The organism is Martinezella sp. CNPSo 3795 (assembly GCF_057784475.1).
In genome coordinates this window covers 365,842-380,966 of record NZ_JBXSOQ010000004.1, presented here as the reverse complement: position 1 = coordinate 380,966, position 15,125 = coordinate 365,842, and the positions used below count along the sequence as shown (strand labels likewise).

General features: G+C 61.4%; 11 protein-coding genes. 5 read left to right on the top strand and 6 right to left on the bottom strand.

Going from position 1 to position 15,125, the window contains the following annotated elements:
• Window positions 1-117: 117 nt before the first annotated feature.
• From AC13QY_RS15165 to AC13QY_RS15155, 3 genes are all read left to right on the top strand, one after another.
• On the top strand, window positions 118-1,593 hold the full coding sequence (locus AC13QY_RS15165) for a YcjX family GTP-binding protein (protein WP_113355600.1): 1,476 nt from the start codon (window positions 118-120) through the stop codon (window positions 1,591-1,593).
• Entirely contained in the window at window positions 1,590-2,669 is a 1,080-nt protein-coding gene (locus AC13QY_RS15160; protein ID WP_113355480.1) for a YcjF family protein, read from the top strand. Before AC13QY_RS15165 ends, AC13QY_RS15160 begins: the two co-directional genes overlap by 4 nt.
• 105 nt (window positions 2,670-2,774) lie before the next feature.
• Window positions 2,775-3,326 carry a hypothetical protein gene (locus AC13QY_RS15155; RefSeq protein ID WP_113355475.1) on the top strand — a complete coding sequence of 184 codons (552 nt, stop codon included), beginning with the start codon at window positions 2,775-2,777 and terminating at the stop codon, window positions 3,324-3,326.
• 75 nt (window positions 3,327-3,401) lie between these two features.
• Here AC13QY_RS15155 and folK read toward each other — a convergent pair whose 3' ends face one another.
• The 3 genes from folK to folP all read right to left on the bottom strand — a co-directional run bounded on the left by folK (window position 3,402) and on the right by folP (window position 5,203).
• Window positions 3,402-3,929, bottom strand: a complete 528-nt coding sequence (gene folK / locus AC13QY_RS15150; protein ID WP_442966420.1) for a 2-amino-4-hydroxy-6-hydroxymethyldihydropteridine diphosphokinase — start codon at window positions 3,927-3,929, stop codon at window positions 3,402-3,404.
• A complete protein-coding gene (gene folB, locus AC13QY_RS15145) occupies window positions 3,913-4,284 on the bottom strand; it encodes a dihydroneopterin aldolase (RefSeq protein ID WP_069613040.1) in 372 nt (123 codons plus the stop codon). Before folB ends, folK begins: the two co-directional genes overlap by 17 nt.
• 61 nt (window positions 4,285-4,345) lie before the next feature.
• Window positions 4,346-5,203 carry a dihydropteroate synthase gene (gene folP, locus AC13QY_RS15140; protein ID WP_113332609.1) on the bottom strand — a complete coding sequence of 286 codons (858 nt, stop codon included), beginning with the start codon at window positions 5,201-5,203 and terminating at the stop codon, window positions 4,346-4,348.
• 103 nt (window positions 5,204-5,306) lie between these two features.
• On the opposite strand from folP, the gene AC13QY_RS15135 reads away from it, so the two are divergent.
• Window positions 5,307-5,930 (top strand): DUF922 domain-containing protein, encoded by a 624-nt coding sequence (locus AC13QY_RS15135; protein WP_113355597.1) that lies wholly within the window; start codon window positions 5,307-5,309, stop codon window positions 5,928-5,930.
• 441 nt (window positions 5,931-6,371) lie between these two features.
• On the opposite strand, the gene AC13QY_RS15130 is transcribed toward AC13QY_RS15135, so the two are convergent.
• Window positions 6,372-6,692 carry a 2Fe-2S iron-sulfur cluster-binding protein gene (locus AC13QY_RS15130; RefSeq protein ID WP_015340086.1) on the bottom strand — a complete coding sequence of 107 codons (321 nt, stop codon included), beginning with the start codon at window positions 6,690-6,692 and terminating at the stop codon, window positions 6,372-6,374.
• A gap of 149 nt (window positions 6,693-6,841) precedes the next feature.
• Window positions 6,842-7,210, bottom strand: a complete 369-nt coding sequence (locus AC13QY_RS15125; protein WP_113389954.1) for an Hpt domain-containing protein — start codon at window positions 7,208-7,210, stop codon at window positions 6,842-6,844.
• A gap of 491 nt (window positions 7,211-7,701) precedes the next feature.
• Between AC13QY_RS15125 and AC13QY_RS15120 the strand changes: the two genes are divergently transcribed.
• Window positions 7,702-14,586, top strand: coding sequence for an apolipoprotein A-IV repeat region-like domain-containing protein (locus tag AC13QY_RS15120; RefSeq protein WP_488493637.1), 6,885 nt, complete (start codon window positions 7,702-7,704; stop codon window positions 14,584-14,586).
• Window positions 14,587-14,723: 137 nt separating this feature from the next.
• On the opposite strand, the gene AC13QY_RS15115 is transcribed toward AC13QY_RS15120, so the two are convergent.
• Window positions 14,724-15,050: an RcnB family protein gene (locus AC13QY_RS15115; protein WP_488493636.1), complete on the bottom strand. Its 327-nt coding sequence runs from the start codon at window positions 15,048-15,050 to the stop codon at window positions 14,724-14,726.
• Window positions 15,051-15,125 lie beyond the last annotated feature (75 nt).

Here is a 15,125-nt window from a genome sequence, read left to right as displayed (position 1 = left end):
TGCCAATATGAGCCGCAATCCCGCTCGCGAGTGATTGCAGAGCCATATCTGCTCACCTTTTCGGCGCGAGTTTCGATCCCTATATTCACCGCCACGCTGTCATCCAGGGATCCCGCCTTGCCCCCAAGCCTGACCTCTTTTACCGACGACGCCCTCATTGCCTTTGACAATCTGGCCGATCGCGCCGCCGGCCTCGTCAATCCGACGATCCGTCTGGGTGTTACAGGCCTCTCCCGTTCGGGCAAGACCGTTTTCATCTCCTCATTGGTGCATAATCTCCTGAATGGCGGACGTCTGCCGCTGTTCGAGCCGGTGCAATCCGGTCGCGTCTCCGCCGTCCGCCTCGAGCCGCAGCCGGACGATGCCGTGCCGCGCTTTCAATACGAGGACCACATCCGTGCCCTGGTCAAAGACCGCATCTGGCCGGATTCGACGCGTGCCATCTCCGAGCTGCGTATCACGCTGGATTATCAAAGCGCCAGCGGCTGGAACCGCCTGTTCTCCCCCGGCCGCCTCTCCATCGATATTGTCGACTATCCCGGCGAATGGTTGCTCGACCTGCCGCTGCTCGCCAAGGATTTCCGTACCTTCAGCGAGGAAACGCTGGCTCTGGCAAACACCGGCATTCGCGCCGAGCTTTCACGTCATTGGCTTGCCATGACGGAGGCGGCAGACATCGCAGCATCGGCGGATGAAATGAAAGCACGCGACCTCGCCACCGCCTTTGCGGACTATCTCAAAGCCTGCAAATCCGATGAGCGCTCACTCTCGACATTGCCGCCCGGCCGTTTCCTGCTGCCTGGCGATCTTGACGGCTCGCCGGCCCTCACCTTCGCGCCGCTGAAACTGCCCCCCGAAGGTAGCGCGCCGAAGGGCTCACTCTGGGCGATGATGGAACGCCGCTACGAGGCTTATAAGTCCGTTGTCGTCAAACCCTTCTTTCGCGAACATTTCGCACGCCTCGACCGGCAGATCGTCCTTGTCGATGCCCTGCAGGCCATCAATCGCGGCCCGGAAGCCGTGCAGGATCTGGAACGGGCGCTGACGGACGTACTGGCCTGCTTCCGACCCGGCACGAATTCGCTCATTTCCTCGCTGCTCGGCCGTCGGATTGACCGTGTGCTAGTGGCCGCGACCAAAGCCGACCACCTCCATCATGAAAGCCACGACCGCCTGGAGGCTCTCACTCGCCGGCTCGTCGAGCGTGCGATCGAGCGCATCGGCATGGCGGGTGCCGGCATAGAGGTCATGGCCATAGCCTCGGTGCGCGCAACCCGCGAGGCAACCGTGACCCGCGACGGCCAGACGCTTCCCGTCATCGTCGGCACGCCGATGGACAAGGAAACTATCGCTGGCGAGGCTTTCGACGGCAATCGCAAGACGGCGATCTTCCCTGGCGATCTGCCGGAAAACCCGCGCTGGCTGTTCGAAGCCCTTGAATCGGATGGGGCGAAGGTCCATCTGCCCGAGGTGAACGTTGTCCGGTTTCGCCCGCCGGAGCTCGACGAAACCGGTGAAGGCATCAAGCTTTCGGTGCCGCATATCCGCCTCGACCGCGCCATGCAGTTCCTGTTCGGAGACCGTCTCGCATGACGAAATCGACCGAAAACGAGCCGAACGGCAATCGTCGTCCCAGCGCTTTCACAGTGGAACCTGAAACCTCCAGAACAGAAGCGACACCACCAACGGTTCGCAAGCCGCAAAGCTTCGATACCGACATCGTGCTGACGCCCGACGCGGAAGATCCGTTCATCAATCCGGCCCTCGGCGCCGATTCGGATGCAACTGCCATCGCCAAGCCCCGCCGCAAGAGATTCTCCTTCGGCAAGGTGGCGCTCGGTGCGCTCGGCATTCTGGTGTCCCTCGCCTTCGGCCTCTGGACGGATCAGCTCATCCGCGACCTGTTCAGCCGGGCCGACTGGCTTGGCTATACCGCCCTTGCGGTCGTCGCCATCGGCATTCTGGCCGTCCTTGCCATAGTCATCCGCGAGACCGCAGGAATGATGCGGCTCGCCGCCGTGCAGACCATCAAGGCGGAGGCGGAAGCTGCCATCGTCGAAACCCGACCGGCGCGCGCCAAAGCATTGGTCAAGCGACTCTGCACTCTACTCGAATCCAATCCAGACACGGCGAGAGGCCGCGCAACCCTGAAGGCGGCAGAAGACGACATCATCGATGCGCCTCAGCTCATTGATCTTGCCGAACGCGAGCTGCTCGGCCCACTCGACCGCCGCGCCCGGGCGCTGATTCTTGGCGCGTCGAAACGCGTGTCCGTCGTAACAGCCGTCAGTCCCCGCGCCCTCGTCGATATTCTCTACGTTCTCTATGAAGCGGCCAAACTGGTCCGCGCCATGGCCGAACTCTATGGCGGCAGACCCGGCACGCTCGGCATGGTCAGATTGATGCGCGATGTGATCGCTCATCTCGCCGTCACCGGCTCCATCGCAGTCGGCGACAGCATTGTCCAGCAGTTGATCGGTCATGGCTTGGCGTCGAAACTCTCCGCACGCCTCGGCGAGGGCGTCGTCAATGGCATGATGACCGCGAGAATCGGCATCGCCGCCATGGACCTTTGCCGACCGCTCCCCTTCAAGGCGCTCAAACGTCCGGGCATTACCGATTTCGCCGGCGACCTCACGCCGAATGTCACCGGCCGCAACCCGGCGTGATGACCTGCAAATTAGGGACTTCAGCACCTTCGGAAACCAAGCATTAACCATTCTCGGGCAAAAGTGACAACCAGTTTCACGGTTTCGCCTCGCTAGGGAATGTCCATGTTTTCGCGTCGATTTCTTCTTGTAAGCAGCCTTGCCGCCGCAGCCATCTCCACCGGCGCCTGGACGCAATCAGCCGAAGCGGCTCCCCGCGACAAGGCGTTCTTCCAGTCGATCTCGGGCACATGGAGCGGCCCCGGCGAGATCGTTGCCGGCAAGTACAAAGGCACGAAGTTCACCTGCAATCTCACGGGCAAGCCATCCGATGGCAGCAGCGCCGGCGTCAAGCTCGACGGCACCTGCCGCGTCGGCGTCTTCCAGCAGCCGATGTCGGCCGAGATCACGCAGAGCGGCGGCTCCTATAGCGGAAAATTCCTGGATGGTGCTGCCGGCAAGGGCCTCGATGTCACCTCCGGCACAGTCAACGACAATACGGTCGTTCTTGGACTGAACCGTCAGAAGCTGAACGGTGCCATGATCGCCCGCATTCCGGACAGCAAGTCGATGAACGTCACCATTTCGGTGAAGGTCGGCGAACAGATGGTGCCAGTCATCGGCGTCACGCTGAAGCGCGCCGACGTCGACCAGATGGCGGTTGGATCGATCCAATAAGCGTCCGGCAGCAGCTCACAAAGAGAAAGGCCGGCAATTTTGCCGGCCTTTCTCTTTATAGTCATATGGTCCAGCTCAGGCCGTTCGCCACCAGTCACGGTTTTCGTCCGCGACCTCGATACCTTCGACATCAACATCCCGCAGCCAATCGGCGATTGCCCTCCCATTGACCACAAGATCCGCGGCGAAATCGGCAAGCGGCATCAGCACGAAACCGCGCTCGACCATTCGCGGATGCGGAATGGTGAGCAGCGGCTCGACCTGTTCCAGATCTCCATAGGTCAGCACATCGATATCGATCGTTCGCGGCCCCCAGCGCTCGATCCGCACCCGCTTCATCTGCCGCTCTATGTCGAGGCACACGTCCAGCAAGGCTTCCGGCGTGAGGGTCGTATCGACCGCAGCACAGGAATTGTAGAAGAAGGATTGGTCCGTCTTGCCCCAGGGCGGCGTACGATAAAGCCGCGACACCGAAATCACCTGACAATCGGCACGCGCATCCAGGATGCGCAAGGCGAGCGCCATGGCGCGGACCGGGTTGTCCAGATTGCCACCCAAACCGAGCGTCGTCCGCACGGCTACACCTTCAGGCAAAATGCTCAATGCTCACCTGCACATAATCGAGAACGCCCGGAACCGGGGCATTGGGCTTGCGTACCGTGATTTTGGCGCGGCGGATACCCGGAAAACGACGGCATAGTTCCTTCGCCACATCGAGCGCCAGCGCCTCGATCAGATAGCGTCGGCGCCCGGTCACGATTTCCTCGATGACGCTGAATGCGATGCCGTAATTGACAGTGTCATCGATCGAATCACGCTCCAGCGCATCGCCGGCTTCGACATCGAGTTCGGCATCGACGAAGAAGCGCTGGCCAAGGAATTCCTCCTCATCATGGACGCCGTGCCGGGCAAAGAAGGCGCAATTCTGCAAAGTAATGGTGTATGTCACAGCGCTCATGGCGTCTCTCCGTTTCGAACAGGCGCGATCGGGTCCGAAAACCGCTCCCTGCATTCGAGCATTATGCTTTAAGTCTCGCGCGCGTCCTGAGAATAGCATCCGCAACCGCCAGCGCGTCCCTGTTGATTGCGACATTGTGCACGCGGAATATCGCAGCCCCCTGCAACCGCAGGATCGCGCTGGTTGCGGCAGTGCCGACGTCCCGATCGGCTGCGTCGCGACCCGTTATAGTGCCGACGAACCGCTTGCGCGAGGTGCCGACCAACAGGGGCAGCTCGAAGCGCAGCAGAGCATTGAAACGCGTCATCAGCTCGAGATTTTCCTCGGCATTCTCCTTGGCGAAGCCAAAGCCCGGATCGAGCACGATCGTCTGCCTGTCGACGCCGGCCGCAGCGGCAATCTCCAGCGAGCGATTGAGAAAGAAAAGCTGGTCATCGATCACATCAGGCAGCTTCTGCCGCTCACGCCCCGTATGCATAATGCAGAGACCAGCACCCGTTTGCGCCGCCACGGTGGCAATATCTGGCTCGCGCTGCAGACCGAACACATCGTTGACGATATGCGCGCCGGCGCCGATCGCCAATCGCGCCGTATCGGCGCGATACGTATCGACGGAAATCAGCGCATCGGTCCTGCCGCGCAAGGCTTCGATGACGGGCAGTACCCGCCCCTGCTCCTCGCTGGCATTGACGGCCGCGGCACCCGGTTTGGTCGATTCGCCGCCGATATCGATGATGCCGGCCCCGTCCTCGACACAGGCCAGCGCATGGGCAACAGCCGCATCAACGGCCTCATAATGCCCGCCGTCGGAGAAGGAATCCGGCGTCACATTGACGATAGCCATGATGACGCTCTGTCCGCCGACATCGATGCTGCGGCCATGCGCGACATGCCAGGTTTGGCTGCGAAGCTCCGTCACGAACCGTCCATCCCATTGAAAAGGAAAAAACCTCGCGCTTGATATTGCGCTCACAGTGGCTATGCCGCAAGGTTCGCCGAAGTTCAACATGGTAGCGACACGAATGCCGCTTGCATCCCATAAGTTCAGTCTTTCGTGTGCATTGCTGCTCGCGTTCTGCATACCCAATGTAGCCGGCGCGGAAGTCATCGCCCGCAAATCCATTTCCTATTTCGACATCAAGGGCAGCACCGCCGACGAGCTCGATGCCGCCCTGAACCAGCGCGGACCGCTGGCGATCGGCTCCAGCAGTCACCATCCCGGTGCGACGAGAATCCGCTTCGGCGGCAATGCGACCTACAGCGAAGCAAACGGCCGCTGCTATATTTCCGGCGTCAAGGTTACGGTCGATACGGAAATCATTCTTCCGCGCTGGCGTGACCGGCGGCATGCCAGCAAGCAGCTTTCCATGATCTGGGATACATTGGCCGCCGATATCCGGCGCCATGAGGACCGGCATGTCGAAATCGCCCGTCAACATGCGCGGCAGATGGAAAGGCAGATCCTATCTCTGCCGTCAGCCGGCAATTGTGATGCGCTTCAGGAAAAGGCGAATGAGGTGACGTCGCGGGAAACCGACCGGCACGATGCCGATCAGGCGCGCTTCGACCACATCGAAGCGATCAATTTTACGAGCCGGATGCAGAGGCTGCTCCACTATCGCAGCCGCCAAGGTGCCTGGCAGTAGCCTTTCAAAAACTACCTTCGGTGCAAAAGGCGATCAGAAGCGCCAACTGTGGGAAATCAGTCACTATATCCTGTGAATCGTGTGATCTCGTCGCTCTTTGAACTTTACGAGAATCTGAAATAGGTTTTTCCTATCAATTACAGAGACAAACGCACTGGTTGATTCGAAGAAGACCGGGCGGATGTCGCAAAAGGATCGATTTTGAGTACCTGCGTTGGCGGGTTTCTTCGCTCTTCGGCGCAGTCGGGTTTGTTTCTTAAAGCATGCGCTAAGTGTTCTCCTGGCGCGTCCTGAAGCCGCAGGTGTTTCCTCCCTTGCCTGCGGTGATGCGCCCGCCTCGCCTCGCTCGCTGCACCAGCTGAGCGGGGCATCTTTTTTGGGCATTCGACCCTCAGCGGGATTATCGCAACGGATCGAGGGGGACGTGCCAGAGGTCAGGTGTTAGGCCTGCCGCTCCGGCACGTGGACAACAAGGCCGTCCAGCGCACTCTTCATCTTGATCTGACAGGAGAGCCGCGAGTTTGGACGAACGTCGAAGGCGAAGTCGAGCATGTCTTCTTCCATGGCTTCCGGGCCGCCGACCTTCTCGGTCCATTCCTCATCGACATAGACATGACAGGTGGCACAAGCGCACGCACCGCCGCATTCCGCTTCGATGCCTGGAACGGAGTTGCGTACGGCATTTTCCATCACGGTGGAGCCCTCGTCGACATTGAGGTCAAAGCGCGTCCCGTCGAAGGCGACGATGGTCAATTTGGTCATGTGGGTGAATTCCGATATTTCGTGAATGAAGGGTGATCGGAATTTTACTTCCAACAAATCGATGGGGCAGTCAACATTTGCGCCGCCGAAACGGTTTGTCCCGTCCGGCGGCGCAAGGGTGCACATCATTGATCCTCGAGCGGATCGGCTCAGCGCGAAAGCTTCAAAATGAAGTTTTCGGCCTCGATGACGCTGGTTGTGACCGCTGCCATGTGAGCGGCGTCGCCGACATTGCTTTCGAGCGCTCCAGCCGCATCCGCCACGCGAAAGGCACCAACGGCGCTGGCAGCGCCCTTCAGCTTGTGCGATGCGGCCTCCACTCGCTTGGGATCGCCGCTGCCGATCTCCTGCAGACAGGAACGGGCCTGCCTTGCAAACATCTGCAGCACCTCGACCTCAAGTGCCTTGTCGCCCATCGTCTGCTTGCCGAGATGGACGAGATCGATCGCCCGCTCCCGCGACGGAGCCGCGCCCCGCGAATTATCAGGAGATTCAAATGCGATGTTCAAAGCTGCCATGTGCCAATGCTCCCGTCATTTATCTATGACTGTTTTAGGGACCTGCCGCATAGTTGCGGCTCGGGCATGGCCATCCAGTTAAATTTTGGCACATTGAGGGCCGAAAACTCCAGACATGGTTAACGTGCGTTAAACATGCTCAAAATCTTGGGTTTTCATGGCGTTGAACAGATAAACAGGGTTAATGTCACCTTAACGATCCACTGGCTTTAAGGTGGAATTAATTGTCATGACTAGGGGAATGTGTCACTACGATACTAGTAAATTGGGTAGATGGCACATGCCTTTGCCCCGGAAGTGGATGATGGTAATGTTTTCATAACATCCGTTTGAAAAACCAGTTATCCACTCTGAATGTAATGGGAAATCCAAATTCGATGTTGATCGAAGGCGGAAGACCCGCGGGAGGCAGGGTTTGTCTTTTCCGGACGCGGCGGAATTACCGGAAAAGACACGGCAAGCCCGAGTGAGTTGTAACGAGGCGTAACCGCATGGCGAACAAAAAGTACATCGAGTCGGTCGAGGACAAGGCCTTTCAGGCATTGGACGAAGCGCTGCAGATCGATTTCAGTGACGAGAGCTTGGAGTCCCGCAGCGGCACTACGCCCGATGTCCCGGAGCGAAATGTGTCTGAGCCGCCGAAACAGCCGATAAAGCAGACCAGGGATGATGCCGCCCGCAAGAATGGCGGCGCACGCAGCACCGCCGCCCCTGCTACCCCGCCCCGCCCCGCCGAGGCGCCGAAGAACCCGAACCTTGCAGCCGCCAATGACGGCAGCCGGGCGAGTTCCGCTAGCATATTGAGAGCGCTCGACGGAGCCTCGCAGAGCCACGCGGTGCGAAACGCCACGATCTTCTCGCTGTTCTGGATCATCGGCGGTGCCGGCCTCGCCTTCATGCTCTATGGCACGCAGATCCGAAACATCCATTCGATCGCGGATCTCGCAGCCCTTCCAGGCGTCATCGCCTGCATAGTCGGCATCATCGTTCCGGTGCTGCTCTTTTATGCTTTCGGCATGATGATTTCGCGTGCGCACGACATGCGCAATGCAGCCCGCTCCATGGCGGAAGTCGCTCTGCGTCTCGTCGAGCCGGAAACCGTTGCATCCGAGCGTATCATGACGGTCGGTCAGGCCGTGCGCCGCGAAGTCTCGGCCATGAACGAAGGCATCGAACGCACCATTGCGCGCGCCACGGAGCTCGAAACCCTCGTCCATACCGAGGTCAATGCGCTGGAGCGCAGCTACGCCGACAACGAATTGCGCGTGCGCAGCCTGGTCCACGAGCTGGGTACCGAGCGTGACGCCATCGTCAATCACGCCGAGCGGATCCGCTCGTCAATCTCCGGCGTGCACGATCAGATCAAGGAAGACCTGTCGCTGGCGACCGAGGAAATCGCCGTGCGCCTCTCGACCTCGGGCGAAGCCTTCGCATCGATGATCGATACGCGCGCCGCCGCGCTGATGGAGAAATCGGATTCCGCCGTCCAGGCCCTCGGTACCCTGCTTGCCGCCAAGACAGACAGCCTGCTTCAGAACCTCAACGCTTCGGGCCTCGCTCTCAGCCACGAATTCGACACCCGCCTGGAATCTCTGTCCTCGACCCTTGCCGAACGCGGCAACGCGCTGCTCGGCCAGTTCGAAACGCGCGCGTCGACGCTCGATGCGAACACCGAAAAGCTGAACTCTGCACTGAATGAACGTGCGCGCCAGCTCAACGAAACACTGGTTGCCCGCACCCGGGAAATCAGCGAGAGCCTCACCGGTGGCGAACGTTCCATTACCGGGACGCTCGACACTGTGCTGTCCCGCCTCAACACGGCCCTCGACGAAAAGGGCGCGAGCTTCCGTCAAAGCCTACAGTCGACTGCGGATGATGCCATCATGGACATCGATCTGCGCTCCGGCTTCTTTGACGAGCGCTTCCAGTCGACCATCGCGCAGCTTTCGACGGCGTTCGACGAGCGTGTATCGGAATTCACCTCGGCCTTCGATAAGCGCGCCGGCACCCTGGACACCAAGCTCACGGAAAGCCTCGCTCGCATCAATCAGTCGCTCGGCAGCAATTCCGATGCGCTGGAAGGCATCCTGACCTCCAGCATCGAGCGCCTGGGTTCGCATCTCACCGATCAGTCCCTCGCACTGGCAACGACGCTGGCAACCGGACAGGAAGTGCTCGAAAGCGCCATCGGTTCCAAGGCGAACGAGATCACGTCGGCGTTGCAGAACGCCACGACTGGCATTTCCTCGGCCCTCACCTCGGGCACGAGCGAACTCAACACCACGCTCGCGTCGCATGCCGGCGCCTTCACCTCCGCCGTGCAGGGTGTTACGCGCGACGTCTCCGCCGCCCTGCAAAGTGGCACGGAAGAACTGACCTCGGCCTTCACCGGTCGCGCCAATGACATCAACAATACCCTCTCTGCCCGCACCAGCGAGATCACGCAGGCTTTGAGTTCCGCCCATGAGCGCGTCGATGCCGTGATGGCCGCTCGCAGCAACGCGCTTTTCGGCGCCCTGGCAGACAACCAGTCTCGTTTCGAGCAGACGCTTGCCGAACGTTCGGAAGCGATCACCAATGCCGTCAGCGGTTCTCACGAGCATCTGACCGCCGCGCTCGACGAACGCACCTCGATGCTGGCCATTTCACTGGCCGAAAGCCAGTTGCGCCTCGAAAACACGCTGGCGAGCCGCGCCGATGCCATCAACAGTGCCATGGCCGACACCCATAGCAAGCTGGCCGACACGCTCGACGACAAGACGATGGCGCTTGCTATTGCGCTTTCCGAGGGCCAATCCCGCCTGGAAGACACCGTTTCCGGTCATGCGGAACACGTTGCCGGTACCCTGGATGCGAAGACCAAGGACCTTGCGCGTGCGCTCGCCGAGGGTCAGGCTCGTCTCGAAAGCACGGTCTCCGGTCACGCCGAAAGCGTCACCAATGCCCTCGACGACAGGACGATGGCGCTCGCTATCGCGCTTTCCGAGAGCCAGGCCCGGCTGGAGGAAACCGTTGCCGGTCACGCCGATCGCGTCGCCGACACGTTCGAAGGCAAGACCAGTGCGCTCGCGGCCGCTCTGACCTCCGGCCAATCTCGTCTCGAAGAAACCCTCGCCAACCGCGCCGAGGCGATCATCAAGGCATTTGCAGGCAACCACAATGCTTTGACCGAGGCGCTGGACGACAGAACGATGGCGCTCGCCATCGCGCTGAGTGAAAGCCAATCCCGCCTGGAAAGCACCATAGCCGGACACGCGGAAAGCGTTGCAAGCACTTTGGATGACAAGACGATGGCATTGGCCGTTGCCCTCTCCGAAAGCCAGGCCCGCCTTGAAAACGCCGTTTCCGGCCATGCGGAAAGCGTCGGCGCCACACTGGACGACAAGACGATGGCACTCGCCATCACGCTGTCGGAGGCCCAGGCCCGTCTCGAAGATACCGTCTCAGGCCACGCCGAACGCGTTGCCGATACGCTCGAAGGCAAGACACGGGCACTCTCCGATGCGCTGACCTCCGGCCAGTCGCGCCTTGAAGCAACGCTTGCCAACCGCGCCGAGGCGATCACCAACGCATTCAGCAGCAACCACAACGCGCTGGCCGACGCACTGGACGACAAGGCGATGGCGCTTGCCATTTCGCTCTCCGACACCCAGTCACGCCTCGAGGATGCGGTATCGAGCCGTCTCGACGCCCTTTCCGAAACGGTTGCCGGCACTCACGACAGGATCGTCAACAGCCTCGACGACCGGACGATGGCCCTGGCTATCGCCCTTTCGGAAGGCCACGCGAAGCTCGAAGACACTCTTTCCAACAGCGCCAAGGCCATTGCCCATACCGTCACCAGCGGTCATGAGGCACTGACCAACACGCTCGATGACAAGAGCATGGCCTTCGCGATCTCGCTCGCCGAAAACCAGAACCGTTTCGAAAGCGCCCTGGAAGACCGCGCCAACGCACTCCTGGACAGCGTCTCCGGCGCAGAGTCCCGCGTCGCCGGCGCCTTTGGCGACAAGGCGGATGCCATTCGTGCCGCCTATAGCGAAAACCAGGATCGCCTGGACCGCTCGCTCGCTGCCCATACGAGCGCCCTCTCCGAAATGCTTGGCAGCAACAGCGATCGCGTCGAGACCGTTCTCGGCACCACCACCCGTCAGCTCGAAAACACCCTCGGTGCCGGTCTGTCGCAGATGGATCAGAACCTGGCCTCGGCCTACGAGCGTATGCGCTCCACGCTGGAAGATCGCAGCAATGCGATCAATCTCGCCCTGCGTGACGCCCATGCGCAGATCGACAATACGCTGATGGAGCAGACGACCGCTATCGGCACCTCGATCGCTACCAGCGCCAGCATGCTGGAAATGTCGCTGGAAGATCGCGAGGCTTCTCTGCGCCAGACGATCGACGCGAGCGCAAAGATGTTGGAAGAGCGGCTGAATAGCGGCGCGGGCGACATTGCCGGCCGTATCCAGCAGGCAGCAGGCGACATCGCGCGCTCGGCCGAAACCTTCTCGTCCAACCTCAACCAGTCGATCGACGGCATGACGAACCGCTTTGCCGAGACCGGCTCGCGGGTCGAGGCTAGCCTGTCGGCTCTTGAAAACCGCATCAATGAAGGTGTTACAGGCGTTGCCGCCCAGGTCGACGCTGCCGGCAACCGCCTCTCCGATACGCTGGCGAGTGGCGCGGCGAAGATCGACGACAGCGGCAGCCAGGCATCCGCCCGCATCGAAGAGCGCCTTTCAACGATGGACCGTGCCCTCAATGTCGGCCTCGAAGCCGTCAATCGGACGATCGAAGGCAAGGCCGCCAATCTGGCCACCACGCTGCGCACGGCCGTCGCCGACGCCGCGCAAGGCATGGACACGGAGGCGACGCGCACGGCCGAGCTGCTCGCCAACACCGGCCAGCAATTCGCCGAAAACCTCGGCAACCACAGCGATGCCTTCGCCCGCGCCATGACCGAGCGCTCCAACGACCTCGTCAACCGTGTCTCGGAGACGCAGAACCGGTTGGCAAGCCAGGCTGCGGCCGTCGCCCAGACCTTCTCGGAAGCCGGTAATGCGATCGTCAACAAGGTCGCCGAAGCCGAGGGGCTCGTCAGCAATCAGGTCAATACGATCTCGCAGGCCCTGTCTTCCGCGGAACAATCGCTGGAAGCCCGCGGCGCAGCTATTCGCAACACGCTTGCCGGCGGCAGCGAGCAGATTGCTGCCTCCATGGCCCAGGTCGAGCGCGCACTCGACGAGCGCAGCACCGCGATCCGCAGCTCTCTGGAAGAGCGAGCCCGTGAAATCGGCTCGACGCTTGCCGATGTCGACAAGGCGCTGGAAGCCCGTGGCACATCCATCCGCACCTCGCTTGACGAGCGTACCCGCGAGCTGAATTCGATGCTTGCCGGACGTTCTACCGAGCTGTCGCGCCTCATCGACGAAAAGGCTCGCCCGATCGTCGATCGCTACGCGGCAACGGGTCAGGAAGCCGCAGCTCTTATCTCTGCAGCAGCTCAGGAAAGCACGGAGCGCCTGCGCGCTGAAAACGCCGCTCTCATCAACGCGATCTCATCGCGCACAGAGCATGCGGTCAACACGGTCAGCGCGCTCGAAAACAACCTGCTTGCAAGCGTCAACGGCATCATTGCGCGCTTGGCGGACAACAACTCGGCGATTGCCGGCCTGTTGTCCAATGCGGCCACCGAATTCGCAAACGTCGACGATCGCCTCACCGCAACCTCGTCGCGCTTCGCCGAATCTGCCGCGAAAGCCGGCGAGATGGTCTCGGCGTCGAGCCGCCTCCTCGAAGGCAAGGTCGACAAGCTGTCGGAGATAACCGGCCAGACCCTGTCGCAGGTCGGCAGCATCGTCGGTCGTTTCGACGATCACTCCAAGGTGCTGACGCAGGCATCCCAGCTCCTGGGCGCCGCCCAGTCAAACCTCGTATCGACGCTGGAAGAGCGCGAAACGGCACTGCAGAATCTGGCCGTCGGCCTCGTTCAGCGCTCGGAGGAGATCGAAAACACCATGCGCGCCCTCGGCTCGATGGTGGAAACAGCCTTCGATCGGGCGGAGCAGCGGTCGAACCAGGTGACCGGCAACCTTCGCCAAAGCGTGCAGTCCTCCTTCGGCGATATCGGCCGCGTTCTTTCCGACGCCGAGAAACGCGCCGAAGATGCGGCAGAAAACATGCGCGCCGCCTTGCAGAAGGCCGGCGAGGAAGCGAACCAGGCTGTCGAAAACACATTCGCCAATGCCGAGCGCCGCTCCAGCGATCTCACCAATCGCCTGCGTGGCGGTCTCACGGCCTCGCTGTCAGAGGTCGAGCAAATGCTCGCGGACGCCGGCAAGACCTCCGAGACGGCAGCCCAGCAACTGCGCGAAACCCTGCGCGTTGCGGTCGATGACGCAATCGGCCGCTTCGCCGGTGCGACGGATGAGATCCGCCGCTCGGCCGGTGATATTCGCCGCGAGCTTGACCTCACCCGCAGCGAACTGAAGCGGGGCGCCTTCGACCTTCCGGAAGAGGCAAAGGAAAGCGCCGCCGCCATGCGTCGCGCCGTTGCTGAACAGATCAAGGCCCTGCAGGACATCTCGCAAATTGTTGGCCGCTCGACGCAGCAGCTGGAGATTTCCGAGCCGACCGCTCGCGCGCTGGCCGAAGCACAGCCTGCTCCACGGCCGCAGCCCGCCGCACCTGCCCCTGCCGCTGCAGCTCCGCGGCAGCAGCAACCGGTGCAACAGCCGCCGGTCGCCCAACAGCCCGCACAGCGCCCGGCCCCGGCACCGCAGCCGCAGCCGCCCTCGATCGAGTCCCTCGGCTTGCGCGGGTCGATCCCGGCCGAGCGCCCGGCGGCACAGCCGCAGCGTCCGACGGAAACAGCAGCTCCTGCCCGTCAGGAAGCAGCCGGCGGCGGATGGATCAGCGATCTGCTACGCGGTGCTTCGCGTGACGAAAACGCCGGTCTGCAGCCCGCACGCCAGACGACTGCGAAAGCCCCGGCGGAACAGGCTCCTGCTCCTGCCGCACGCAACCCGCGCCATGTCGTGGAATCGCTGAACTCGCTTTCGGTCGATATCGCCCGCGCGATCGATCATGACGCCTCGGTCGATCTGTGGCGCCGTTACCAGCGCGGCGAACGCGACGTGTTCACACGCCGCCTCTATACACTCAAGGGCCAGCAGACCTTCGATGAGATCAAGCGCAAATACGACCGCGAGCCGGAATTCCGCACCGCAGTCGATCGCTACATCGCCGATTTCGAAAAGCTACTCACCGACGTTGCTCGCACCGATCGCGACAAGACGGTCACGCAATCCTATCTCACATCAGATACCGGCAAGGTCTACACCATGCTGGCCCACGCAGCAGGCCGCCTGAGCTGAGATAGACAAAGAACGAACAAGCGATCCCCGGCAGAGATGCCGGGGATTTCTGTTTCAGGCTGCTCCAAAGTTTTAGGGCACGGAAAAGGGCGGTTCTCGGCCGCCCTTGCTTTGCTTGGCAGTAGCCCCATCCGGGTTTACCGCGCCTCATGCACCTTCGAGATCAAACCGCTGGTAATGCCGACGAGGAGAAAGTTGCTCTTGAGGCGAACCCAGTGATAGCCGCGCGGAGGCGCGGACAGCTGGTAGGCGCGGTAGTCGATTTCCGTTGCACGCCGCCGGTCGGAGGCCGACAGGCGGCGTCCCTTGACCCAACCGCCCTTGCGGATGACGACCTTCTTCTTCACCACTTCCTTCTGGACGACGGCCTGCTTGCCAGCGGACGCAGCCTTGACTTGTGCAGTCGCAGCCAGCGGCATTCCGATGATGGACGCTGCAAGAAGGACAGTGAAGATTTTTCTCATTGGTTGTTTCCTCATTTCAGAATCTGCACGCGAATTTATCGTGACAGACATGAAACGAGTCTGACAGTCGAATTA